The 25,056-nt window shown below is 44.7% G+C and carries 25 protein-coding genes and 2 pseudogenes; 23 read left to right on the forward strand and 4 right to left on the reverse strand.

What is annotated here, in order from left to right:
- Positions 1-4: 4 nt before the first annotated feature.
- The 21 genes and pseudogenes from FBB35_RS08795 to FBB35_RS08885 form a co-directional block, all read left to right on the forward strand.
- Positions 5-2,767, forward strand: a complete 2,763-nt coding sequence (locus FBB35_RS08795) for a GAF domain-containing protein (protein ID WP_174709311.1) — start codon at positions 5-7, stop codon at positions 2,765-2,767.
- 155 nt (positions 2,768-2,922) lie between these two features.
- A complete protein-coding gene (locus FBB35_RS08800; protein WP_174709312.1) occupies positions 2,923-3,339 on the forward strand; it encodes a PAS domain-containing protein in 417 nt (138 codons plus the stop codon).
- A gap of 90 nt (positions 3,340-3,429) precedes the next feature.
- Positions 3,430-4,059: a response regulator transcription factor gene (locus FBB35_RS08805; protein ID WP_174709313.1), complete on the forward strand. Its 630-nt coding sequence runs from the start codon at positions 3,430-3,432 to the stop codon at positions 4,057-4,059.
- A gap of 431 nt (positions 4,060-4,490) precedes the next feature.
- Entirely contained in the window at positions 4,491-4,802 is a 312-nt protein-coding gene (locus FBB35_RS08810) for a hypothetical protein (RefSeq protein WP_174709314.1), read from the forward strand.
- A 290-nt stretch (positions 4,803-5,092) separates the two neighbouring features.
- A complete protein-coding gene (locus tag FBB35_RS08815; protein ID WP_254625885.1) occupies positions 5,093-5,650 on the forward strand; it encodes a DsbA family protein in 558 nt (185 codons plus the stop codon).
- Between the two features lie 114 nt (positions 5,651-5,764).
- Positions 5,765-6,574 carry an alpha/beta fold hydrolase gene (locus tag FBB35_RS08820; RefSeq protein WP_174709316.1) on the forward strand — a complete coding sequence of 270 codons (810 nt, stop codon included), beginning with the start codon at positions 5,765-5,767 and terminating at the stop codon, positions 6,572-6,574.
- Positions 6,575-6,671: 97 nt separating this feature from the next.
- On the forward strand, positions 6,672-7,178 hold the full coding sequence (locus FBB35_RS08825; protein ID WP_174709290.1) for an SgcJ/EcaC family oxidoreductase: 507 nt from the start codon (positions 6,672-6,674) through the stop codon (positions 7,176-7,178).
- A gap of 331 nt (positions 7,179-7,509) precedes the next feature.
- Positions 7,510-7,941 (forward strand): SDR family NAD(P)-dependent oxidoreductase, encoded by a 432-nt coding sequence (locus tag FBB35_RS08830; protein WP_254625886.1) that lies wholly within the window; start codon positions 7,510-7,512, stop codon positions 7,939-7,941.
- Complete coding sequence (locus FBB35_RS34520; protein WP_254625887.1) at positions 7,916-8,071, forward strand: SDR family oxidoreductase; 156 nt, start codon at positions 7,916-7,918, stop codon at positions 8,069-8,071. Before FBB35_RS08830 ends, FBB35_RS34520 begins: the two co-directional genes overlap by 26 nt.
- 76 nt (positions 8,072-8,147) lie before the next feature.
- Entirely contained in the window at positions 8,148-8,696 is a 549-nt protein-coding gene (gene dps, locus FBB35_RS08835) for a DNA starvation/stationary phase protection protein Dps (protein WP_174709317.1), read from the forward strand.
- A gap of 114 nt (positions 8,697-8,810) precedes the next feature.
- Positions 8,811-9,698, forward strand: a complete 888-nt coding sequence (locus FBB35_RS08840) for an alpha/beta fold hydrolase (RefSeq protein ID WP_174709318.1) — start codon at positions 8,811-8,813, stop codon at positions 9,696-9,698.
- A 517-nt stretch (positions 9,699-10,215) separates the two neighbouring features.
- A complete protein-coding gene (locus FBB35_RS08845) occupies positions 10,216-10,962 on the forward strand; it encodes an alpha/beta hydrolase (RefSeq protein ID WP_217481704.1) in 747 nt (248 codons plus the stop codon).
- Between the two features lie 226 nt (positions 10,963-11,188).
- Entirely contained in the window at positions 11,189-11,599 is a 411-nt protein-coding gene (locus FBB35_RS08850; protein WP_174709320.1) for a DUF6130 family protein, read from the forward strand.
- Positions 11,600-11,844: 245 nt separating this feature from the next.
- Positions 11,845-11,976, forward strand: a complete 132-nt coding sequence (locus tag FBB35_RS35425; protein WP_302480961.1) for a hypothetical protein — start codon at positions 11,845-11,847, stop codon at positions 11,974-11,976.
- Positions 11,977-12,040: 64 nt separating this feature from the next.
- On the forward strand, positions 12,041-12,544 hold the full coding sequence (locus FBB35_RS08855; RefSeq protein ID WP_174709321.1) for a nuclear transport factor 2 family protein: 504 nt from the start codon (positions 12,041-12,043) through the stop codon (positions 12,542-12,544).
- A 61-nt stretch (positions 12,545-12,605) separates the two neighbouring features.
- Entirely contained in the window at positions 12,606-12,995 is a 390-nt protein-coding gene (locus FBB35_RS08860) for a DUF302 domain-containing protein (RefSeq protein WP_174709322.1), read from the forward strand.
- A 59-nt stretch (positions 12,996-13,054) separates the two neighbouring features.
- The gene (locus FBB35_RS08865; RefSeq protein ID WP_174709323.1) at positions 13,055-13,705 is read left to right on the forward strand and encodes an MOSC domain-containing protein; all 651 of its coding nucleotides are present in this window, start codon (positions 13,055-13,057) and stop codon (positions 13,703-13,705) included.
- 204 nt (positions 13,706-13,909) lie between these two features.
- Positions 13,910-14,557: a cysteine hydrolase gene (locus tag FBB35_RS08870; RefSeq protein ID WP_174709324.1), complete on the forward strand. Its 648-nt coding sequence runs from the start codon at positions 13,910-13,912 to the stop codon at positions 14,555-14,557.
- 125 nt (positions 14,558-14,682) lie between these two features.
- Positions 14,683-16,266: a GMC family oxidoreductase gene (locus tag FBB35_RS08875; RefSeq protein ID WP_174709325.1), complete on the forward strand. Its 1,584-nt coding sequence runs from the start codon at positions 14,683-14,685 to the stop codon at positions 16,264-16,266.
- A gap of 65 nt (positions 16,267-16,331) precedes the next feature.
- Positions 16,332-17,726 (forward strand): mercuric reductase, encoded by a 1,395-nt coding sequence (locus FBB35_RS08880; RefSeq protein ID WP_174709326.1) that lies wholly within the window; start codon positions 16,332-16,334, stop codon positions 17,724-17,726.
- Between the two features lie 182 nt (positions 17,727-17,908).
- A pseudogene (locus FBB35_RS08885) lies at positions 17,909-18,052 on the forward strand (transposase); the annotation flags it as partial.
- A gap of 105 nt (positions 18,053-18,157) precedes the next feature.
- Here the strand turns inward: FBB35_RS08885 and FBB35_RS08890 are convergent.
- Positions 18,158-18,469: pseudogene (locus FBB35_RS08890) on the reverse strand (Uma2 family endonuclease); the annotation flags it as partial.
- 9 nt (positions 18,470-18,478) lie between these two features.
- Positions 18,479-20,359, reverse strand: coding sequence for a serine/threonine protein kinase (locus FBB35_RS08895; RefSeq protein WP_174709327.1), 1,881 nt, complete (start codon positions 20,357-20,359; stop codon positions 18,479-18,481).
- Positions 20,360-20,522: 163 nt separating this feature from the next.
- On the opposite strand from FBB35_RS08895, the gene FBB35_RS08900 reads away from it, so the two are divergent.
- On the forward strand, positions 20,523-21,011 hold the full coding sequence (locus tag FBB35_RS08900) for a hypothetical protein (protein WP_163932840.1): 489 nt from the start codon (positions 20,523-20,525) through the stop codon (positions 21,009-21,011).
- A 79-nt stretch (positions 21,012-21,090) separates the two neighbouring features.
- On the opposite strand, the gene FBB35_RS08905 is transcribed toward FBB35_RS08900, so the two are convergent.
- Both FBB35_RS08905 and FBB35_RS08910 read right to left on the reverse strand, forming a co-directional pair.
- Complete coding sequence (locus tag FBB35_RS08905; RefSeq protein ID WP_254625888.1) at positions 21,091-21,741, reverse strand: hypothetical protein; 651 nt, start codon at positions 21,739-21,741, stop codon at positions 21,091-21,093.
- A 201-nt stretch (positions 21,742-21,942) separates the two neighbouring features.
- On the reverse strand, positions 21,943-23,043 hold the full coding sequence (locus tag FBB35_RS08910) for a D-alanine--D-alanine ligase family protein (protein WP_174709328.1): 1,101 nt from the start codon (positions 23,041-23,043) through the stop codon (positions 21,943-21,945).
- A 313-nt stretch (positions 23,044-23,356) separates the two neighbouring features.
- Between FBB35_RS08910 and FBB35_RS08915 the strand changes: the two genes are divergently transcribed.
- Positions 23,357-25,048 carry an NAD-binding protein gene (locus FBB35_RS08915; protein WP_174709329.1) on the forward strand — a complete coding sequence of 564 codons (1,692 nt, stop codon included), beginning with the start codon at positions 23,357-23,359 and terminating at the stop codon, positions 25,046-25,048.
- Positions 25,049-25,056: the final 8 nt, after the last annotated feature.

Genomic DNA, 25,056 nt, shown 5'->3' on the forward strand with positions numbered 1-25,056 from the left:
GACGTTGTCTAGCGAAAATTTGTTGACCTTTGATTCAGAACATTTAAGTTGGCAGTGGAACATAGCTCAGATCCAAGCCCAAAACATCACTGATAATGTTGTGGAGTTGATGCTGATTAAGTTGAAGAAACTGCCAGAGAATACACAGAAAATTCTCCGGTTAGCTGCTTGCATCGGTGCTGAATTTAATTTAGATACGCTATCGATTGTTTGTGATCAACCACCTGAAACGGGTTTTCAAGATTTACTAACAGCCATACAAGTTGGATTAATTCAACCACTATCTGAATTAAATGAAAACTTGTTAATTCAAGAATATAAGTTTCTGTACGACCGCGTGCAGCAAGCCTCATACAAATTAATCGATGAGTCGCACAAAAAAGTTGTTCATCTCCAAATTGGTCGTAATATTCTTGGAAAAACTTTGCCGGAGCGACTATCAGACCGACTGTTTGAAATTGTCGATCATCTTAATCATGGAATTGAGCTTGTTGCAGATCAACCTGAACGCAATGAAATTGCTAGATTAAATTTAATCGCCGGACAGAAAGCAAAGGCTGCGATTGCCTATAGTATGGCTCAAAAATATTTAGCCACAGCAAGAGTTTGGCTAGCAGCTTCTAGCTGGCAAACAAACTATGACCTGACATTAGAGTTATATTTAGAAACAACAGAAGTCGCGTACTTGTGTGGCGATTTTGAGCAGGTAGAACACTGGGCGGCGATCGTTCTACAATCAGCCAAAACCATTTTTGACATCGTGAAAGTTTACGAAGTCAAAATTCAAACTAACATCGCGCAGAACCAGCCATTAGAAGCAATCAACACTGGATTGCAAGTTTTGCAGCAACTAGGAATCAGTTTTCCTGAAACGCCAACTCAGTCAGACATTCAGCTTGAGCTAGATGCGATCGCATCACTCTTTAGTGAGAAACAGATTAAAGACTTGATCCATTTGCCGGAAATGACCGAGCCAGACAAATTAGCAGCAATGCGAATCTTATCTAGAATTACGATTACGGCCTGGATTGCCGCTCCTGATTTAATGGTCTTATTGGTATCTAAACAAGTCAGCTTATCATTCGAGCATGGAAATTCCTTTGCGTCTTCCTTTGCTTATGCCAACTTTGGATTAATTCTGTGTGGAAAGGTCGAAGATATCGAGACTGGCTACGAGTTTGGACAGTTAGCTTTAAGGCAGTTGTCACAACCTAAGTCCCATTCACTCAGAGCTAGAACATCGCTCATCGTGAATACCTTCATTATTCATTGGAAAGATCATCTGAGAGACACATTACAACCATTACTAGAAGTCTATCAAAGTTGGCTAGAAACCGGGGATTTAGAGTTTGCCGCCTATGGCGCTCGCTCTTATTGCTTTAACTCCTATGTTGTCGGAAACGAACTCGTGGAGGTTGAACGCGAAATGGCGGCATATAATGAAGCACTTGGTCAAATCAAACAGGAAACAGCACTAACCTGGAATCAAACATTTCACCAGGCGATCGCAAATTTAATGGGATACTCGGTCAACCCAACCCGTTTAGTTGGCAAATTCTACAATGAGGAGAATGGATTGCCACAACACGAAGCAGCAAATGATGGAACTGCAATCTTTGATGTCTATTTTAATAAACTTTTCTTGTGCTACCTATTTTCTGAGTATGCTCAGGCAGTTGAAAACTCAATCATAGCAGAACGTTATTTAATCCGAATAACAGGTACACCTATTGCGCCTTTTTACTACCTATATGATGCTTTGACAAGACTCGTAACATACCCTGAAAGCAGCGCTCAAGCGCAAGAGAAAATCTTCGAAAAAATTGCGGTTAGCCAGGATAAAATAAAGCAATGGGCACATTATGCGCCCATGAATCATTTGCATAAATATCATTTAGTGCAATCAGAAACTGCACGAGTTTTGGGTCAGTTGCTTGAGGCAGAAGAATTCTACGAGCAAGCAATTCTTGGGGCCAAAGACAACGAGTATTTGCAAGAAGAAGCATTAGCTTATGAATTAGCTGCTAAACATTATTTGGCAAGAGGTAGAGAAAAAATCGCCCAAACTTACATGAAGGAAGCACATTACTGCTATGAACGATGGGGAGCATCTGCAAAGGTGAAAGATTTAGAAAGTCGCTATCCCCAGCTATTTCCTCAATCGTCGGGCATGGCTTCCACGCAAATCCGCATCACTGCTGGAACTAACTCTAATACCTCACATATCGCTTTCGACTTAGCGACGGTGATGAAAGCTTCCCTTGCGATTTCGAGTAAGATTGAACTGGATCAGTTGCTCAGTTCTCTGATGCAGATATTAATTGAGAATGCAGGCGCACAAAACGGATGTCTGCTTTTGGAAAACTCAGGAGAATGGGCGATCGAAGCTGCTTGTGAACTGAATGATGGTGAGCAAGTCTGTGCTACGCAAGTCCTACAATCTATCCCAACTACAAATTATCTTCCTGAATCAATTATTAATTATGTGATTCGTACTCATGAATGTGTCATTTTAAATGATGCTACTCGTGAAGGTAATTTTATTAATGAGTCATATATTCAACACAATCAAACTCAATCAATCTTATGTTTACCTCTGCTCAATCAAAGTAAGCTAGTGGGGGTGTTATATCTAGAAAATCAATTGGCATCTGGGGCATTTACACCAGAGCGAGTCTCCTTCCCTGCGGGAGGCTGCGCCAACGGAGACATGCGATCGGAGCTTTTCAAGACATCACAGAACGCAAACAAGCAGAACACCTCTTAGCCAATTACAACCGCACTCTAGAGCAACAGGTAGCAGAACGAACTTCCGCTTTACAAAAAAGCGAAGCCGCACTGCGCGATGTCTACGACAAGCTTCGCTTACGCGAACAAGAATTACGACTAATCACCGACGCTCTACCAGTTCTTATCAGCTACGTGGATACAAATCAGCGCTATCGGTTTGTTAACCGTACTTATGAGGTTTGGTTTAACCTTAGTCGAGATGAGATTTTGGGCAAATCTGTTCATGAACTTCTGGGTGAGACGGTTTATCAACGGGTTGAGCCGTATATCAATCAAGTATTTGAAGGTCAAACTGTAACTCTGGAAGCAGAAATTCCCTTTTCACTGGGTAAAAGGTGCATCAGTGCTACCTTGATCCCCGATGGCGATCGCAATACTCAAGTGAGAGGATTCTACAGTCTAATGACAGACATTAGCGAACAGCGAAACGCTGCACTGCGCGAACAAAAACGCGCCGAGCAAGCCTCAATTCTGGAAGAACGCAACCGCATGGCGCGAGAAATTCACGATACGCTAGCCCATCCCCATCACAACACTTTCTGCCTGTAGAGGCAGGGGAATTAAACCCCTAAACTTTGTTAAAAATGCACTGGTTATAAAGGCAATGTGTAGTAACTTAATTTCTAATTCTGAATAATTATGAGCCAATCAACGAATATTCGGGTTCTGATTGTTGACGATCACTCCATTGTCAGGCAAGGATTGACAACCATCATTAACCGTGACCCAGAGATGACGGTGATTGCTCAAGCAGAAGATGGACAAAAGGCGATCGCGCTTTTTCGTCAATACCAACCAGATGTAACGCTAATGGATTTACGAATGCCCCAGATGGCAGGAGTTGAAGCCATTACTGCTATTTGTGCTGAATTTAAAGCTGCCCGAATTGTTGTGCTAACTACCTACGATGGTGATGAAGATATTTATCGCGGATTGCACGCAGGCGCTAAAGGATATTTGCTCAAAGATGCTAAACCCAACGAACTTCTGAGTGCCATTCGCACAATTCATCGCGGTCAGCAGTATATTCCACCCGAAGTAGGGGCAAAACTAGTGCAGAGGATGAGCAATCCAGAACTGAGTGAGCGAGAGCTAGATGTACTCCGTTTAATGGCGCAAGGAATGAGTAATTTAGAAATTAGCAGTACTTTGAGTATCGGTGAAAGCACCGTTAAATCTCACGTTAATCGAATTTTGAGTAAATTGGGAGTTAGCGATCGCACTCAAGCCGTGATTATTGCTGTTAAACGAGGGATTGTCAACTTGTAATATCAATTTTGCAATAGATATCTATACAATTAAATTTTCCCTTGTTAAAGCTCTGACTTTTCACGGTATCTGGAAAACCTCTCTCTAAATCTCTCTCCTACAAGGCTACGGTGTACACACATCTCTGTAGAAACCCAAAATCGTTGGAGATCCCCCTAAATACCCCGATAAATTGGGGGACTTTAAGAGACTTTTGCCCCCTTTTTTAAGGGGGGTTGGGGGGATCAAAAGCCTATGAGGCCACTCTCAAAGACTTGTGTGTACACCGTAGCTCCTACAAGGAGAGAGACTTTGAATTTTCCCCCTTCCCGACGCGGGAAGGGGGTTAGGTCTTTCATAAGGTTTTTTACATAACGTGAAAAGTCAGGTTAAGGCTACCATGTACACACAAATCTTTTAAAGTTACTACGTAATCTAAATTAAGTTAATTTTTGCAGGTCGATGCAACAAAGGTGCAGGTCGATGCAACAAAGGTGCAGGTCGATGCAACAAAGGTGCAGGTCGATGCAACAAAGGTGCAGGTCAATGCAATAAAGGTGCAGGTCGATGCAACAAAGGCGCAGGTCGATGCAATAAAGGCGCAAGGGGAGCATCTCAACTTTTGCAAATATAACAGGCAATTAGAAATTGCGGCTACACAAACCAAGTCCGCCTACTGCGCTTCTCTGCGAGACGCTTTGCGAACGCGCACCACGCGGACTCAAAGAATTTTAAACCCACGCAGGTGGGTTTTGTCTGTATAGCCGCGAATTCCATTGCCTGGGCAGGTGTATTTTTACTTTAGTTGAAATGTAGATTCCAACTTTAGTTGGAGCCAACCTTCCATTTTGAGATGGACTGATTTATCAATCACTCTATTGAGTAAAAGTTTCAACTTTTAGGGGACGACAAGTTAGAGTTAATTGCATATATTTAATTCAGGCAAACATTGATTGCAACTTAGTTGCAATCAATGTTTGTTTTACACAAAGAAAGTAGAAAGAGGGTTGCATACTCAACGCTGGCGACGAGCATACGACCGTCGGAGGTATCAGTGACTTTTGACCCTGACCGCAGTTTGTTATTCGTCCCACCTTCAACACAAGATCGCATAAAAGGTGTGCTGAATGCCACAGTAGTGCTTGTGATGTATGGGGACTATGAATGTTCTCAAAGTGCGGACGTTTACAGGCTGATTAAAGTCATTGGGCGACAGCTTAGTATTTCTTTGGGGGAGAATTATTTGTGTTTCATCTTCCGTCATTTTCCACAGATAGAGATTCATTCTCATGCTCAACGTGCGGCTGAAGCAACTGAAGCGGCTGCTGTCCAAGGTCAATTTTGGCCAATGCATAAAATGCTGTTCGACCATCAACAAGAGTTGGGAAATGGCTATCTGGTGGAGTACGCCAATAATCTAGGACTTGATATTTCCCAATTTCTACAAGATATATCTAAAAAAGTGTACATCGATTGCATCAATGAAGATATTGAAAGTGGATTACACAGTGGAGTAACATCTGCCCCAGCACTGTTTATTAATGGAATTCGGTATAGCAATCGCTGGACTGTTAAACAGATAATGGCAGCCATTGTTGCTGCAAATAATTAAGGTTTTGGATTCTTATCCCAACAAGTATTTCACCGGGGAGTATTCCATAATTTCTATACGGACGACAAGAACCAGAGATTTGAGCAATTTAGCAAGAATACAAAGGCGATCGCCATGATAGTTTTTACATGGAAAAAAGTTAAAAAATTGTTGCTGTGGTTATTTGCATTAAGTGTTGTCGTTGGGATATCAATGCATCCAACATCAGCCACTTCCAAGGAATTACCTCAAGCGTCCAACTCTAAACCTGCGATCGTTCTCGTTCATGGGGCTTATGCTGATGGTACATCATGGCAACACGTTATTCCATTGTTGGAGCAGGATGGCTACAGAGTGACTGCTGTGCAGATTCCGCTCACCTCGCTTGCTGATGATGTGGCAACGACGAAGCGGGTGATTAATAATCAAAAAGGTTCCGTTGTTGTGGTTGGACATTCCTATGGTGGAAATGTGATCACGGGTGCAGCAGCTGGCAATCCACAGGTGAAAGCTTTGGTTTATGTTAATGCTTTTGCACCAGATGTCGGTGAAAAGACGAGTGATTTGAATAAAAGGTACGCAGCACCTCCGATTAATACGGCGATCGTGTCTGATGCTGCAAACTTTCTCTATATCGATCGCGGGAAGTTTCACGAATTTTTTGCCCAGGACATATCGAAGGCTGAGGCGCGAGTAATGGCAGCAACCCAAAAGCCGATCGCCAGCGCCGCGTTTGAGCAATCACTGAATGAAATCGCATGGAAAACGATTCCTTCCTGGTTTATCGTGACTCAAAGCGATCGCGCCATCAACCCTGAACTTCAACGATTTATGGCTAAACGGATTGGTGCTAAGACAAGCGAAGTTAACTCCAGTCATGTTCCTTTTATCTCTCATCCAAAAGAGGTTGCCAAAGTGATTAAAGCAGCAAGCACGGCTCTGTGAAGTAATCCCAATTTAACGATTTTTTAGTGAGCCAAGTCCTGCGAACCAATGAGACGCTTGAGAACTGGTCTATCACTTAAAAGGAAAACTCAAAACTATGAATTTACAAACAACTCAAACCACCACTACTGCTGACGAGTCGGCAATCCGTGCTTTCCATCGCCAGATGATTGATGCTTGGAATCGAGGTAGCGGCGAAGGCTTCGCTGCCCCGTTCAGCGAAACTGCCGATTTCATCACGTTCGAGGGCACGCATCTCAAGGGTCGAAAAGAAATCGCTGCATTTCATCAGCAAGCGTTCGACACGGTTGTCAAAGGAACACGCCTGGAGGGTGAGGTGGATTTTGTCCGCTTCGTGAACTCGCAACTCGCGCTCATGCTCGTAGTTATCAGGGTAATACTGCCCGGACAAACCGAAACTTCACCGTCACGAGATTCGCTGCCACTATACGTCATAACGAAAGGCGACGAAGGTTGGCAGATCGAAGGGTTACTCAATACCCGGAAGTTAACGCTAGAACGTCAATTCTTCTTAGACGACTTTGATTCACTGAGCGCAGAGGCTCAACGTCAAGTGACCGACCTCGTTGCAAGTCTCAAGTAGCGTCACCGAAGAAGCGGAGGGACAGGGGGTTCAAAGCTTAGGGAGCAAGAGAAGAGTCCCGGAGCCGTGGAGAGGATCGGAACATACGTATGAAGCCCCGCCTTTCTAAGGCGCTCTTACGCAAACCGAGAGTACAAGCTCCGTCTCAGTTTTCCCCTTGCTCCCTGCTCCCTGCTCCCCTGCCTCTTTTGACTCTTGAAGGCGATCGCAGCAAATAAGCAATAGCGTTCAGCGATTTTCATAGTTTCCCATAGAACAAGACAGATTGCGTAACTGTCTAATCCATTGAACGCAAACATCAATACAAAATTCACACAAATGGAGAAGTTTTATGGTGGGTAAACTTACAGGTAAGATTGCACTAGTCACAGGTGGTAACAGTGGGATCGGACTAGCGACAGCCCAGCGATTTGTAGAAGAGGGGGCTTACGTGTTTATCACTGGTCGTCGGCAAAACGAACTTGATGCTGCGGTGAAGAAAATTGGAGAAAATGTCACTGCTGTTCAGAGTGATGTGTCAAATCTCGCAGATATCGATCGCCTTTACACTACGATTAAGCAAGAGAAAGGACACCTCGATATCCTCTTTGCTAACGCTGGAAGCGGCGAACTTGCTCCACTTGGCTCGATTACCGAGGAGCATTTCTATAAGACCTTTAATACCAATGTCAAGGGTTTACTCTTCACTGTACAAAAAGCACTGCCTTTGATGCCAGAGGGTTCATCGATTATCCTCAATGCCTCAATCACTTCGATTAAATAAAGGTACTCCAGCGTTCAGCGTTTACAGCGCGACCAAAGCCGCCGTGCGATCCTTTGCCCGTAACTGGACACTCGACCTCAAAGAGCGCAAGATTCGCGTCAATGCCATCAGCCCCGGTGTGGTTCCGTAACCTCTCACCGATGCTCCTTACTCGTGTTTCCCTAAACATTTACTCATTACAAAACAACATATTGGAAGTAGAACTTATGGCTGCAACAACCAAGGAAAATGATACTAAATCGTTCGTTTATTCAACCCGAATTGATATTCCCGGAGAAATCCGATCGCAAGTAAATATCTTACTCAATCAAAGCTTGGCAACTGCGATCGACTTGAAGACCCAGATCAAATACGCTCACTGGAATGTCAAAGGTAAAGATTTTTACCAATTGCATCTACTGTTTGATGAACTTGCTTCCGAAGTTGAAGAATTTATTGATTTGATTGCCGAACGCATCGCAACATTGGGGGGAAAAGCACTGGGAACTGCCCGGATTGCTGCCAAAGAATCGGAACTGCCTGAATATCCTTTCGATGCTGTTGATGGTATGGAGCATATCATTGCACTTAGCGATCGCTTGGCAATTTACGCCAAATCCCTCCGCCAAAACATTGAAAAAACAAATAATTTGGGTGACATGGATACCAACGATCTCTTTATTGAGATTTCACGAGCGATAGACAAGCGGTTGTGGTTTTTAGAAGCCCATCTGCAAACCTCATTTCAGAACCAGGATCGTGCAGATCAAACGTGAGGAGTGATTGATGAAGCTCCTGTCTTTCAAGACGCGATTCATCGCGTCTCTACATGAGGGTTTTGTTGCTCATTCGGAACTGTATTGCTATATAACCTTACACTGAATAAAGTCATGACCACATATCGTACAGTTTCGATCGATGGTTTAGATATTTTTTATCGAGAAGCTGGTTCCCGCAGTAATCCGACAATTCTGCTGTTGCACGGCTTCCCCACCTCATCTCACATGTTCCGCAATCTGATGTCTGCACTTGGCGATCGCTTCCATCTAGTTGCACCCGATTATCCAGGTTACGGCAACAGTTCAATGCCAACCGTGAATGAGTTTGATTACACATTTGATCGCCTAGCCCAGATCGTGGAGAAATTTATTACCGCGATCGATCTCAATAAATATAGCCTTTACGTGATGGATTATGGCGCTCCCATTGGCTATCGAATTGCGGCTAAATATCCAGAGCGAGTGGAAGCACTCATCGTCCAAAACGGGAATGCCTACGAAGAAGGTCTGCGCGAATTTTGGGAACCTCTCAAGGCTTACTGGCAAGAGCGATCGCCTAAAAATGCTGACAAGCTTAAACACCTTGTCAACTTGGAAGCCACGAAATGGCAATATACCAACGGCGTTCGCAATTTAGAAGCAATCAGCCCTGATACCTGGAATATGGATCAAATGTTCCTCGATCGCCCAGGAAACGATGAGATTCAGCTGGCGCTGCTGTATAGCTATGGCACGAATCCACCACTATATCCGCAATGGCAGGAGTATTTTCGCAAATATCAGCCACCAACCCTGATTGTTTGGGGTAAGAATGACTACATCTTCCCCCCAGAAGGCGCTCATCCCTACAAGCGCGACCTAAAAGACGTTGAGTTGCATTTACTCGATACCGGACATTTTGCCCTAGAAGAGGAAGGAGATGCGATCGCAGACCATATCCGTCGCTTTATTACAACTCACGTTGTGAAAGAGGACATCAAAATAATTCGTAATGGATAATGACGCGACGCTCCTGTGTCGCTACCGCTTCGCTATCGCGGACTCGCTTTCTCGTGTCGCTAACGTAATTCGTAATTTTTACCCCACAACTGAAGTCGGGGGCTTGAAAAAAAGGAATTATGTTTTTTATTTCCATCAATAAATTGAGAGGCTTATACCATTAATTACGAATTACGAATTACGAATTAGTAATTATTCGGTCAAGCCAGTTAACTTGACAGTGCCACTTCAAAAGATTATCTACCATCTATAAATCCAAGGAGGATTTATGATTAGTCAAGCAAACTCGCAAGCAGTGAAAGTTTTGGAAGTTGCAGACGATCCGCGTCTTTCCAGGGAAGTGAAGGCATTTTTAAAATTACTGAATTCGGGTGGTGCGCCCTTAGAGACATTACCTCCACTCGAAGCGCGTCAAGTCCTAGTGAATGCACAGGCTGACGTTAAAGTTGATCTTTCAGGCATTGATGAGTCTGAGAAGACGATTAGCGTTGATGGGTATTCGATCACGCTAAACATCGTGCGACCTGAAAGTGTCAAAGGCACATTGCCTGTTTTCATCTTTATTCACGGTGGCGGTTGGGTGCTGGGCGATTATCCAACGCACAAACGCATGGTTCGGGATCTCGTCGTGCTTTCAGGTTTTGCGGCTGTCTTTGTCAACTACACTCGAACTCCAGATGCTCAGTATCCGCAGGCTGTCAATGAGATATATGCCGCTACCAAATGGGTAGCCGAGCATGGTGAGGAGATTAATGTTGATGGCAAAAATCTGGCAGTAGTCGGAAACAGTGTCGGCGGTAACATGACGGCTGTAACCACTTTGATGGCGAAAGCGAAAGGTGGCCCGCAGATTAAGTTGCAAATCCTGATGTGGCCCATTGTAGACGCTAGTTTTGAAACGGATTCTTATCAACAATTTGGCGAGAAACGTTTCCTAACCACATCTTTGATGAAGTGGATGTATGACCTCTACACCACAGACCTAGAAAAACGCAAAGAAATTTATGCCTCTCCGCTACAGGCTACTGTTGAGCAATTGAAAGGATTGCCTCCGGCGTTAATTCAGGTTGCAGAAAGTGATATCTTGCGTGATGGAGGCGAGGCCTATGGACGCAAGCTAGATGAAGCTGGGGTAAAAGTGACAACCGTGCGTTACAACGGCATGATTCATGACTTCGGACTGCTGAATGGTTTAGCCGAGGTTCCGGCAGTTCGTTCTCTTTTTGTCCATGCAGCCGCCGAACTGAAGAAATATCTGCAATAGCAAGCGATCGTTTCTTTGGCGTTGCTGAATTGAGGTATGAAAATTCAAAATTCAATTTCTCAAGCTCTTACTCTCTGCGCCTCTGCGTGAAAAAAATCATACTTTCATTCAGCAACGCCGTTTCTTTTACCGCAGTTGCAATTAAGCCTCGTTTCAGTGCAAATCTGTCCACGGATGAAGTTGTAAAAGCAATGAAGTAACGTCAACAACCATAGAACTCACCATCATGAAAAAACTAGACGGAGAAATTGCAGTCCAGAGCGCCAAGGACATTCGCGGCCCATCACCATTGATTGCTATCGAAAACGAAGCACCAGCCAAGCTGATTGTCGATCCACCGCTTCCCGAACCACTGGCCCAGGGCCGCGTCTTTATCCAGTACCGGACAGAGAACCTGCGCGTGTTGCCGGTGTTCGGCAAGGGTGCCCTCCAAGTATCGCCGCGCATCGGTCATATCCACATCACCGTTGACGACGCGCCGTGGCACTTTGTCGATGCCAGTGGGGAAACGATCATTCTGGTGGGACTGGAACCTGGTGTACACAAGGTGCTGATCGAACTAGCTGACCCTATGCACAAAGTAATCACCAGCGAAACTGTGAAGTTCACCCTGCCCGATCCTAAGAAATCATCATGAAAAAACTAGATGGAAAAATCGCAGTTGTGACCGAAGAGGCGGACGGGCATGGGACTCTTAGCTGGGGGAGCAATCCCTGCCCCGTTCGCGCAGCGTCTCGCAGAGAAGCCGTGAAGCGGAGCGGAACATGGGTACAAGCCCCGCCCTTTTAGGGCGCTCTTACTGGGGCGGAGTCTGAAGCTTGAAGCTCTCCGTCTCAGTTTCCCCCCTCCCCCCTGCCCCCTGCCCCCTGCCCCCTGCTTCTTTTGACGGGGGCATCTAAAGGAATTGGTGCTTCAATTGCCAAACATCTGGCAGCCGTAGTTGTCAATTATCCCTCTAGTAAAGAAGCAGTCGATCGCGTGGTTATTGAACTGTATCAAACTGGTTTTAATTAGCTCGCCACGGACTTAATTTTAATTTAATTATGTTGATGCGATCGCCATTTTACACTGTCATACTATGACCAACGCCGAAAATCCTCGACTACCCCTGCCGCCTTTCGATCGTGAATCCGCTATCCAAAAAGTCAGAATCGCAGAAGATGCTTGGAACACACGTAACCCTGAAATAGTATCACTCGCTTACACGGTTGATAGCATTTGGCGCAACCGATCAGAATTTCTATCTGGTCGTGAGGCGATCGTCCAGTTCTTGACCCGTAAGTGGCTTAAAGAATTGGACTACCGTCTAATCAAAGAGCTTTGGGCTTTTCAAGACAACCGAATTGCTGTCCGGTTTGCTTACGAATGGCATGATGATTCTGGCAACTGGTTTCGTTCTTACGGCAATGAAAATTGGGAGTTTGACGAACATGGATTCATGCGATGGCGTATTGCCAGTATCAACGATCTGCCAATTTCGGAGAGCGATTCTCCGAAGGAGACGCTACGCGAACGCAAATACCACTGGATACTAGGTCGTCGTCCTGACGATCATCCCGGATTGTCCGACCTCAATCTTTGAGAAACTGAAGCAATGAAAAGAAAATATTACTCAGTTTTTATCCTGCAAGGAGTCCACTGCTATGAATGCAAACAACGGCATCATCAACCAGATCAGCCCGTATGCAGTGAATGAAACTATCGATCGCTTTTTAGCCATCCTTCAAGCAAAAGACATCACCATCTTTGCCCGCATCGATCAACAGGCTGAAGCCGAAAAAGTCGGACTTAGCCTACTTCCGACGCAATTGTTGTTGTTTGGCAACCCGAAAGCTGGAACTCCCCTCATGGTGGCAGAACCAACGATCGCCCTAGATTTACCTCTGAAAGTACTGGCATGGGAAGCGACTGACGGTAAGACATGGGTAAGTTACAACGATCCCAATTACTTAAAACAGCGATTTTCTCTCTCTGATGAGTTGGTGAAAAACATCGCTATCATTGCACCTTTAATCCATCAAGCACTCCTTTAATTAACTTATTTTTTGATTTAATTTTAGATATTTGAGTATTAACCCAATTTAAAATTCACATGAAACTCATCTCTGTAAACGTCGGACTGCCGCGTAAAGTGAACTGGAAAGGGAAAATAGTTAGCACTGGAATTTTTAAAGAACCAGTTAACGATCGCGTCATGCTGCGATCGCTCAATTTAGACGGTGATGGACAAGCCGATCTCACCGTTCATGGCGGAGCAGATAAAGCAGTCTATGTCTATCCGTTTGAGCATTACGATTACTGGCGAGGTGAATTGCCTGATATAGAACTACCTCTAGGCATCTTTGGTGAAAATTTCACGACTACTGGACTCAGAGAAGAAGAACTGAACATTGGCGATCGCTTTCATATCGGCAGTGTAAAACTGATGGTGACACAACCTCGCCTACCCTGTTACAAACTTGGAATTCGGTTTGGACGACCTGATATCATTAAACGATTTCTTGCAAGTCGTCGAACCGGATTTTACTTTCGTGTTTTGCAAGAGGGCGAAGTCGGAGCCGGAGATACTTTAGAGTTGGTGAGCCGGGATGACAACAATATTACTGTTGCTAATATCACTCAGCTTTATACTCGTGAGCAGAACAATCCAGAGTTACTTCACCAAGCTGCTCAACTTGAAGCCTTACCCGAAAGCTGGCGCGACTACTTCCAGGAACAAAGTCGTCGTCAGGATTTGAAATAGAAACTGTTGCACTTTGGCGTTTTTGAAACAGCATTTAGACAGTGGTGTCAAAGTCTGAAATGGGGCGACTACTGCCAGATAATTGCCCACCGCGATCGCTCTAGCAACCAAGCATTCTAATTCTGAATCACTGGAAAAACGCTGCATATCGCGGGTGGTTTTTAAGAAAGAGAAGGGTGAAAATCAACAAGCAAGGAGAAAACCATGAACATCAACAGGAATGACACCGCAATAGTCATCATCGATCCGCAAAACGATGTCTTGAGTGAAAAAGGGGTTTCCTGGGATTTGGTGGGTGAGAGTGTTAAAGATAACAAGACCGTCGAGAACATCGAGCGAATCTTCAAAGCCGCAAAGCAGAATGAATTCGAGGTTTTTATCTCCCCTCATTATTACTACCCCACCGACCATAATTGGAAATTTGCCGGAAACCTAGAGCAAATGATGCTTGAGGTTAAGGAGTTCGATCGCCGTGGCGCGTTGAGCCTCGATGGATTCCTGGGATCGGGTGCTGACTGGCTTGATCGTTATAAGCCCTTCATTGAGGATGGCAAGACGATTGTGGCCAGCCCTCACAAAGTCTATGGGCCGCAAACCAACGATCTCGTTTTGCAACTGCGTAAACGCAACATCAGCAAAGTTATTCTACTCGGAATGTTGGCAAATCTTTGTGTTGAAGCTCACCTACGCGAATTGCTCGAACAGGGATTTGAGGTTCTTGTTGTCAAGGATGCAACAGCAGCCCCTCGGCATCCGCAACTGGGTGACGGCTATAAGGCAGCACTGATCAACTTTGGGTATATCGCCAATGCAGTCCTTTCTACAGACGAAGTTGTAGCAGCAATGCACTAACGTCAAACTCGTTAATTCTACAACACTCATGCAAACAATGATGAAGTTAACCCTGTACTGCTGGACTTTCTCAAACAGGGAAATTAATCAGCATTCCAATACAAACAACCGAAAAGGAGGATGTCATGACTCAATATGACTACATTGTAATTGGTGCAGGTTCGGCAGGTTGTGTAGTCGCCAACCGTCTCACAGAAAACAGTGAAACAACCATGTTATTACTCGAAGCTGGCAACCCAGATACTAAACCGGAGATTCAAATCCCGGCAGAATGCCTCAGCTTACTCGGCTCCGAAGTAGACTGGGCATACTTCTGTGAGCCAGAACCATACCTCAACGATCGCCAAATCTTTTGTCCTCGTGGCAAAGTTTTGGGTGGCAGCAGTTCGATTAATTTCATGATTTATATGCGGGGCAATCATTACGATTATGACCACTGGCAGTCATTGGGGAATCCCGGCTGGAGTTACCAGGATGTACTGCCTTATTTCAAGAAATCCGAGCATCAGCAACGCGGCGCGTCCGAATACCACGGGGTTAACGGGGAATTGAGCGTGACCGATCTCATTGCCCCTGCTGTGGTATCCCAACGTTTTGTCGATGCAGCAGTGGCAATGGGATATCCCCATAATCCTGATGCCAATGGGATACAGCAGTCAGGTGCAGGACTCTATCAGTTGACAATCAAGGATGGTAAGCGTCACAGCACCGCAGCCGCTTTCCTCTTACCCATTCTTCAGCGTCCTAATTTGACTGTAATCACAAAAGCTTTGGTGACTCGATTGTTGTTTGAGGACACGCATACCGTTGGGGTGGAATACCTGCACGAGGGAACACTGCATCAAGTCAGGGTTAACCAGGAAGTAATTTTAAGTGCTGGCGCGTTCGATTCGCCTAAGCTGCTGATGCTTTCTGGCATTGGGAATGCAGAACACCTGCAAGCATTAGGAATTCCGGTAGTAGTTGAGTTGCCAGGTGTCGGTCAAAATCTTCAGGATCACCCTGTCGTACCCGTGGTATACGAAGCAACTAAGGATTTACACACTGCCAGCACCAGTAGTATTGCGGAAGCTAGTTTGTTTTTGCATACCCAGGGTAATGTGGATGCTGCACCAGATTTACAGTTTCTCTTCGGCCCAATTGTGTTTGCACCCTCTGGGTATGCTCACTCTGGTTTAGGATTCACAAGTCTAGTCTGTTTGACCCATCCCCAAAACATTGGAAGTGTCAGTTTGCGTTCATCCGACCCCCAAGATACACCGATGATTCGGCTAAACTATCTGCAAAGTGAAGCCGATGTGCAGAAGCTCGTTGCTGGGATTAAATTAATGCGTGATTTGTTCCATACAAGTGCCTTTGATGAATTTCGCGGTGAGGAAGTCGCTCCTGGTAAAGATAAGCAGAGCGATGAAGCACTCGTTGCTTATGTTCGAGAAGTTTGCAATACGGTGTATCATCCAGTCGGCACCTGCAAAATGGGTACTGATCCAATGGCAGTTGTAGACCCAGAACTGCAGGTACATGGGGTTGAGGGGTTACGTGTCGTGGATGCATCCATCATGCCAACAATCACTACCGGAAATACGAATGCACCCACTATTATGATCGGCGAAAAAGCTGCCGATTTAATTAAAGCCGCAGGTGGTATTTCACAGCCAACATCTTTAGCGATCACCCGGAGCACAGCGCCAAAGGCGATCGCAAGCTAACACAGAACTGTACAACTTATCTAGCATAAATGTAACAATATTTGACTTCAACAAACTCAAAGGATATGGAAGTGGACACTCAACACTATGACGACATTATTATCGGTGGCGGCAAAGCGGGTAAAACACTAGCACCAGCGTTAGTTGCTGACGGACGTAAAACCGCTCTGGTTGAACGCAGCTTAAACATGATTGGTGGTGGGTGCATTAATATTGCCTGCATTCCTACTAAAACTATGGTGGCAAGTGCTAATGTGGCAAACACAGTGCGAAACAGTGCCGCTTATGGTGTTAAAGCTAATACACCCATCGTTAATTTAGCAGAGGTGATCCAACGAAAACGAGCGGTTGTGCAATCTGCGCGGGAAATGAATTTGCACAATCTAGAAACGGCTCTCCATAACAACTTGATCATTGGCGAAGCAAGGTTTGTTGCTCCCAAAACGATCACAGTAACGACGGCTGAGGGAAATAATCGCTTACTTACCGCCGAACGCTTATTTATTAATACAGGCACACGACCGTTAATTCCATCCATTCCCGGACTCACAGAAGTTGAGTTTTTAACGAGTGAGTCGATTATGGAGCTAGAATACCTGCCTGAACACCTGCTCGTTCTCGGTAGTGGCTATATTGGTTTAGAGTTTGCCCAGATGTTTCGGCGCTTTGGCTCTGGTGTTACTGTCATTGGGCAAAGTGAGCAAATCCTGTCACCGCAAGATCCAGATATAGCGATCGCAGTTCAAACACTGCTAGAACAAGATGGTATTGAATTTTTGCTAAAGGCGAAGGTGTTGAGGGTTGATCGCACTGGTAATGAAACCATCCTGCAAATCCAAGTTGGCGATCGCTCCCTCAGCCTCCAGGGTTCGCATTTGCTCGTCGCCGTTGGTCGTGCGCCCAATACCGAGAGCTTAAATTTAGCTGCTGCTGGTGTGGCAACCGATACACGGGGATTTATTCAAGTTAGCGATCGTTTAGAGACGAACATTCCGGGGATTTGGGCGTTAGGCGATATCAATGGCGGCCCACAATACACCCATATATCGCTCGACGATTATCGCATTATCAAAGCTAATTTAATTGATGGGGGCAACCGGAGTACAAGCGATCGCCTGGTTCCATCTTGTCTGTTCATCGATCCAGAACTGGCACATGTGGGTTTGACTGAAACTGAAGCACGGCAACAAGGATATGCCATCCGCGTGGCAAAGGTCGATGCGTCAGCCGTTCCCAGGGCAAGAACACTGGGTCAAACCGATGGACTGCTGAAGGCGATCGTGGATGCAGATACAGGTCGTATTCTTGGGTGTTCTCTGTTGTGTCATGAAGCAGGTGAAGTGATTTCAACAGTGCAGATGGTGATGCAAGCTCAGATGCCCTACACCGTTCTGCGTGATGGTATTTTGACTCATCCCACGATGACCGAAGGGTTAAATATATTGTTTTCCAAGTTGTAAAAAGACAGCAATTGCAGACTCAAGGACTTACCAAACAAACGACATTTCATTCTTGAAGGTCAAGTAGATATAGCATGATGAGTAAAACATCTAAAGTCGGTATTATTGGTGCAGGTAATGTAGGTGCAAACGTTGCAAATGCTTTAGTTTTACTCGGTAGATGTGTAAGGGTTGTCCTTTTTGACCATGTGGATGAAACACCTTGGTCAGTCAAAGGGATCAAAGAATGGTTGTGGGTAGTTGCCAATTCTGATTTCTGCCTATTTACTGCTGCTGACACTCGTTCCAGAGCCGAATTATCAGCCATTTTAGGGACTGAATATACAGTGGATTGACAGTGATTGACTTTTTTGCACAAGCACTGCTGGCTAATTCTAATAAGTATCTGTCTCGCCCATCCCTACTTCCTAAATATTAGACCTGAATCCTTACGAAGACTTTTCCCAAAAAGGTTCATCAACCAAAGCAGCGTCATTTAGTATTGATACATCAGGGAAATAACCTGATTCTCTTTCTGGTGGTTTTACAATTGCTTGATTGTGAATAAAATAGGGGAGATTTAATCGTCTAAACTCTAAAGTCAATTTAGCCGCCGAAAATCCTTTTATCCTTTCATGTTTCCCCGTAGGCTGTGACATTTCGACAATTTCCCCATTGTGCAATTCATAGCGTACCGCAGAGTTTTCAGGATACCAGGTAATAAATTCGTCACAGGTAACTATTTTTGGTAAGGCTTGGGTCATAATAATTGATTACTGTGGGTTTGCCTTAGTATTGGGATTCTCTGGATTAGCAGGTTGGTTAGTATCAGGGAGTTTTTGTTGGGTACTCTTCGGATTACCTTGATTTTTTAGTTGAGTTAGTGCCTGTTTTGCCAGATTTTCGGCTGCTTGTTTAAATAATGGTTCTATTTTGTTTCGCCAGTATTTAGTATTAGGCAATTTTTCTGGATGGTTTCTATAATCTAAAACTTTATCCCATTTCCCATCATCTATTGCTTTGTTGATCTCATTAGATAACGCCTCTGCTTTCGCCCAATCGTCCTGCCACTGGGCAATCATTTTGCCCGTCTCTTGGATACCAGAAGCGGCATTTGCCGGAATTGATTTTAAAAGTGCGATCGCTCCAACTATATCCCCTGAATCATACTTCTGTTTTGCTTGTTCTATAATATTGGCACTGTTATCAATAGGCTGCGATTTCCTAGCGTCGGGATTTGACCCCTTCGGTTTTTCTGGTAATGGAGTTGCTATATCCCTAGATTTTGCTTTTGGCTTGGGAGTCGGTCGAGTCGCAATCAGGCTATTATCATTTACTGTGTTAGTTGCAATGCCTTTGTCGCGCAGGCAAGAAGCCCATTCTTGATTATTGGTTATCACATCCGAGTGTGCCCAAGCCAAACGACCAGATTTAAGTTTAACTTCTATCCAACCTCGTTTTGTTCGCTTACCAGTCACCTCGAAATTAGTGTTATCCGCCACTGTTTGCAGAACATTATCAGAATTTATAGAACTAGGTTCAGAACGAATATTAGAATTTCCGACGACAACAGCCGAGCATTTATTTGCTAAAGAGGTATCCTTACCTGTAAGATTTAAAGCTAAATTTTTCACATTTGGATATACATTTGCTACCAAGGCAGCCGCACCACCAGCTAATAATATGCCAATTAATATTGGCCAAGGATCGGATTTACTAGAGTCTCTACGGGCAGGTTTTACAGGATTTGCTGGTGCAACTGCAACCGTTTGCAGCCGAGACACTTGAGGCCGGGATTTGGTGGATTCTTGAAGCGGAGAAAGTGTAGGTACTGGATTAATCGCATCTTTACATGCTTGCAGTGCTTCCGTGGCGTTTTGATAGCGGTCTTTGAAGTGATAACGCACCATCTTCGTCAACACTGCCGCCAATCGGGAGTTTACGGTTACTGATTCCTGCCAAATGATTTCGCCCGTTTCCGGGTCTTCTTGCAATTCTGTTGCCTGTAATCCTGTTAATGCTTGAATGGCAATGATACCCAGAGAATAAATATCACTGTTGGGGCGGGGTTTTCCTTGCCCTTGTTCTGTGGGCATATAGCCAGGAGTGCCGATAACTACTGTGGCAGATCCTTGTCCACCCACTGTTACTAGTTGTGTACGCAGTTGTTTCACCGCCCCAAAGTCTACTAAAACTAACTTATTATCTGAGGCGCGACGGATGATATTATCCGGCTTGATGTCACGGTGAATCACACCTTGGCTGTGGACAAATTCGAGAATTTCCAGAACTTCTTGTAATAGTTGAATTACTTGGCTTTCACTCCAGCGTTTACCAGGTGTAAGTTCTTCAGCTAGGGTATGTCCTTCAATATATTCTTGTACTAAATAAAATTCTTGGTTTTCATCAAAGTACGCTAGCAGCCTGGGTATTTGGTCATAGTTGCCCAGTTTTTCTAAGGTTTCGGCTTCGCTGTTGAACAGGCGTTTAGAAGTATCAAAAACTCTGGGGTCAGTTCCGGGTTTGAGGTGCTTGACAACGCAAATGGGGTTGCCGGGCCGCCTAGTATCTTGAGCAATATAAGTTTGACCAAATCCTCCCATTGCGAGGACTCGAATTACTTGGTAACGATGGTCTAGTAGCTTGCCGATCATATTCCCTCCTCAGAGTTATTACCTAATTTTCCAGCTAGTAATAAATATCTCCAAATTTTCTTCAATGAAATCCGCTATCTTGAGAAAAGATTTAGATTAAAAACGCAGCTTTTTTATAAACGCAGACTGTTTATTTTTCTTTTAGTGCCCCTGTTTATTACCAATGCCACCGAAAATAACAAATCCAGTTGCATGGCAGCAGGCTGAAATCCTCATGCAACCTGCTTTCATTCGCGTTATCGATAATATCCGCAAGTCCCTTGATGAATCTTCTTGGACGGGAACTTACCATGATGTCCTGATTTGGCCGCCTAGCACCACTGATGAAATCAAGGCATTGGTGACTGAGTTGTTGCAAGCAATGGAAACTGCAACGCCCCAAGAAGCGGATGAAATTAGAGAGACTCTGACTCGTTTGCCGATGCCCCATCCAGGATATCATCTACGTTTGCAGCGTCAACAGCAAGAAGCGAGTATCGATTTGTGGGAATTGTGTTATGAGGTATGTTTTATTGAATACAGCCCCCAAAAGGAAGCTGCTGAGATTGATACTAGTTTAATTGATGAACTGGGTGAAGTGGATTGGCTGCGTTTGGATGCTAAAGCAAAGGATTTAGTTGAACAGGCGTTTGCTAAATTGCCAGAAGGATAAATATTAGTAAAGGCACGGTATAACCGTGCCCTAATTCGCAAAAAGTATTATTTTGAAAGGTTTTTGCTTTACATTAAATTTAATACTGGCGTAAAATTGCAGACAATGAACTATTTTTACGAAGATCCATTAAGTCTGCTAAAGAATCTGTGCGCGTATCCAAGTGGTGCTTGTGTTCTGCTGGCAGAACCGTCACCAGATGTTTTACTTTAGGTTGCATCTGCATCATGGGCATCAGTTGTGGCTGTGGCACAAAAATTGGTTGGTTTTTGGGAAGGCGTGGTTCCAATCTTTGGTACTGGCTTTGTGCCAAGCGTGCCTGATGGCGGTTAACCTGTTTTTGGACTTTTTGCGGTTGCGTTTTCCGGTTGAGCATTTTAAAAACGATCAAAGAACCACCACCACAACTGAGGACGATCGCAGCTACCATCCATAAAGGAGTAGGATTACTATTCTCAGAGGGCACAGTGATTGGTTCTTCAACAATAACTGGGATTGTTTCTGGTTCTTCTTGTGCTACCTGTCCAGCATTACCTAAGCTATACAGGGCAAAGGCACCACCTCCTAAAAACATGGCTAAACACCCAGTTAACAATAGCCAAGGATGGTGTGTTACCAGATATATCAGAACATTCGAGCTTTGTTTTAATCTCGATTTCCTGTTTGTCAGCTCTGGAGTAGCCCTTCTGAGTCGGGTTGGCTCGCGCTGTACACTCTGACTTTTTTCCATGATTACTTTCAGATTTGTACCCCTCTAGTCAATAAATTGTACTGGAGGAGTCAAGCATCAGGTATCCGTAACAAAATTTCCGATCCCAGTAGCTTTTTTGTAAAACAGATGCTACTAAATTCGGCTAACTTTTGTCAAAATTGTGTCTTTATTGTGACTTCTTGCCCTAATGCTCTGAAATCAGTTTGCTTATTTTCTCCTTTAACTAGGAGAATACCTTTCAAGAGCAAGTTGAATTAACCGATCAACTAATTCTGGAAAGGAGACTCCACTATGGGCCCAGAGTTGGGGATACATACTCGTCGCCGTAAACCCTGGCAACGTATTGATTTCGTTAATCAAAACCTCTTGTGTTGCTTCCACATAAAAGAAATCTACCCTTGCCAATCCCGCAGCATCAACAGCTGCAAAGGCTTGCAAAGCCATGTCCTGAATTTGACGGGCGATCGCATCTGGAATCGGTGACGGAATCAGTAAATCTGCTCGACCTTCTGTATATTTAGTTTCATAATCATAAAAATCGCTATCATAACTAATCTCTCCAACGACAGAGGCTTGGGGTTGATCGTTACCCAAAACGGCGCACTCAACTTCCCTAGCGACGACACCAGCTTCTACCACCAGTCTTCGGTCATAACTGGCGGCATTATCTAAGGCGGCTTCTAATTCTTGGCGCGATCGCACTTTGGCAATACCCACTGATGAACCCAAATTAGCAGGTTTGACAAAAGCAGGATAACCTAATGCTGCCTCAATGTCATCACACAATTTCGGAAACACACAAGGATTAGACCAGACTTGCGCTCTAGTTATCGCTTTGTATTTTACCTGTGCGAGTCCCGCTTGCTCAAAAGCCATTTTCATCGCAATTTTATCCATCCCCATCGCCGAACCTAACACCCCAGAACCAACAAAGGGGACTTGCATCAAAGTTAATAACCCTTGAATTGTCCCGTCTTCACCGTTGGGGCCGTGGAGAACGGGAAACCAAATATCCACTTGGGCAACTTGAGAGAGAGATTCCCACTTGCTTAAGGTTTGGGCTTGAGGGTTGGATGTTAGATTTCCCTCAGAAGTCGATTGTTCAGCTTCCAGAAGCGGATTGCCTGTTTCTAAAACCTTTTGGGGTGCTTCTCCCGCTAGCCAGCGTCCATCTTTTTGGATGTAAAAAGGAAGTATTTCGTACTTACTAGCATTTTCTTCTGCACTCAGGGCATTAGCGATCGCCCGTGCTGATTTAATTGAAACTTCATGTTCTCCCGAACGACCGCCAAACAGTAACCCCACGCGCAGCTTAGTCATTTTCGGTTCCTCCACACTTCTCAAGCAGATAGCGTATCACAACCTACAAAAATTGCCATATTTTTCTATATTATTTTTTTGCTCGTTCAACGAAGAGGCAGGGGGCGTATGAAGAAGAGACAAGGGAGACAAGGACGAGGGGGGACGGAGAGACTTTTTCAATAATTCCCCCCTGCCCCTTGTCCCCCTTGCCTCCCTTGCCCCCAATTAAAACAACCGTGTTGTCAGCTACAGTTATATTCCAAGAAAATGAGCAACAATATTGGTAAATAACTAGAAATGCAGCCCCACCTGTAAAAGATGCTGCCGTTTCATGAAACCCAGAATTATTGTTTGCGGCTTAGGACGTACCGGATATAAAACCTTTCGTTTGCTGAGACATCAGGGAGCCTTCGTTGTTGGCATTCATCACCAATCTATCCCTGGCGAAACGGCAGGAGATGTGATTGTTGGCGATTTACAAGCAGCTTCTACCCTAACAGCAGCAGGGATTCAACAGGCAGACACTTTAGTCATCGCTGGCTCTAAAGATGCTCTAAATTTGTCTATTATGATGCAAGCGCGGGTGCTGAATCCCCAGATTCGGATTATCAACCGTTTTTATAATACAAATTTGGGCGAGCGCCTAGATCAAAGTTTGCCAGACCACTTGAGTATGAGTGTTGTGGGATTAGCAGCACCCGTATTCACCTTTGCAGCGATGGGAAACCGAGCGATCGGGCAAATCAAATTATTTCAGCAAACTTGGCCAATCCACGAAGAATACATTGATGAAAATCACTTCTGGAGAGGTTTAAAGCTGAGTGAATTGTGGGAAGACCGATCGCGGATGCTAATTTATTACTTGCCAGTCAAAGGTGAGATGGATTTGGTGTCAGGTGTCATATCTGGACAAGAGATCCAAGTAGGCGATCGCATAATTATTGGTACACAACCCCGCATCCGTTCTCCCCGAAGATCGTTAATTAAAAAACTGCTGAAAGTCCTGACTAATTTTAAGCAGTTTCAGGAACACGGGCGATCGGTATTGGTGGGTGCTGCTGTGTTACTTGCAGTTATTGCGATCGCTACACTCACTTATATGTCGGCTGAGTTGAGCTTGTCTCCTGTGGATGCTCTATATTTTTCTGTAGGCATGATTACTGGAGCGGGTGGTAATGACAAAGTAGTAGAAAATGCTCCTAACAGTATTAAGTTATTTACTGTTGTGATGATGCTAGTTGGAGCGGTGGTGATTGGTATTTGGTATGCAATGCTCACCGATTTTGTCTTAGGAAGCCGCTTTAAGCAATTTTGGGATGCAGCCAGAATACCCCAGCGATATCACTACATTGTCTGTGGCTTGAGTGGTATTGGGGTGAGAATTGTTCAGCAACTCCACGCCAGCGGACATGAAGTTGTAGTAGTTGAACCCGACTCCAACAACAAATACATCAACACCGCCCGCGAATTGGGTATCCCCGTAATTCAGGGTGATGCCAGCTTTCGCACAATACTTAAAGCCAGCAATATAGACACTGCCGCCGCTGTACTTGCTGTTACTAGCAATGATGCTACCAATCTGGAAATTGCCCTCAAAGCCAAAGGCTTGACACCAAGCATTCCGGTGATTGTTCATTATGCCGATCCTGATTTTGCTGGTATAGCACAACAGCTATTTGGCTTTGAGGCCGTACTGAGTCCGGCTGAACTAGCAGCTCCAGCTTTTGCTGCTGCTGCACTAGGGGGACGCATCCTCGGTAATGGCATCACAGCCGATAGTCTTTGGGTAGCTTTTGCAACTGTGATTACACCTTCACACGCCTTTTGTGGTCAGTGGGTTAAAGATGTAGCCATGTCTGCTGACTGTGTGCCCCTGTACGTAGAAACAAACCACCAAACTCTTCACGGTTGGGATTTATTAGAAACAAACCTCAGTGCTGGTGATGTTCTATATATGACTATGCCAGCCACACGGCTATATCAATTGTGGCGAGACGAGCGAGTTTGCGAAACACATGCTTAAATAATTCG

The organism is Nostoc sp. TCL240-02 (genome assembly GCF_013343235.1).
GTDB lineage: Bacteria > Cyanobacteriota > Cyanobacteriia > Cyanobacteriales > Nostocaceae > Nostoc.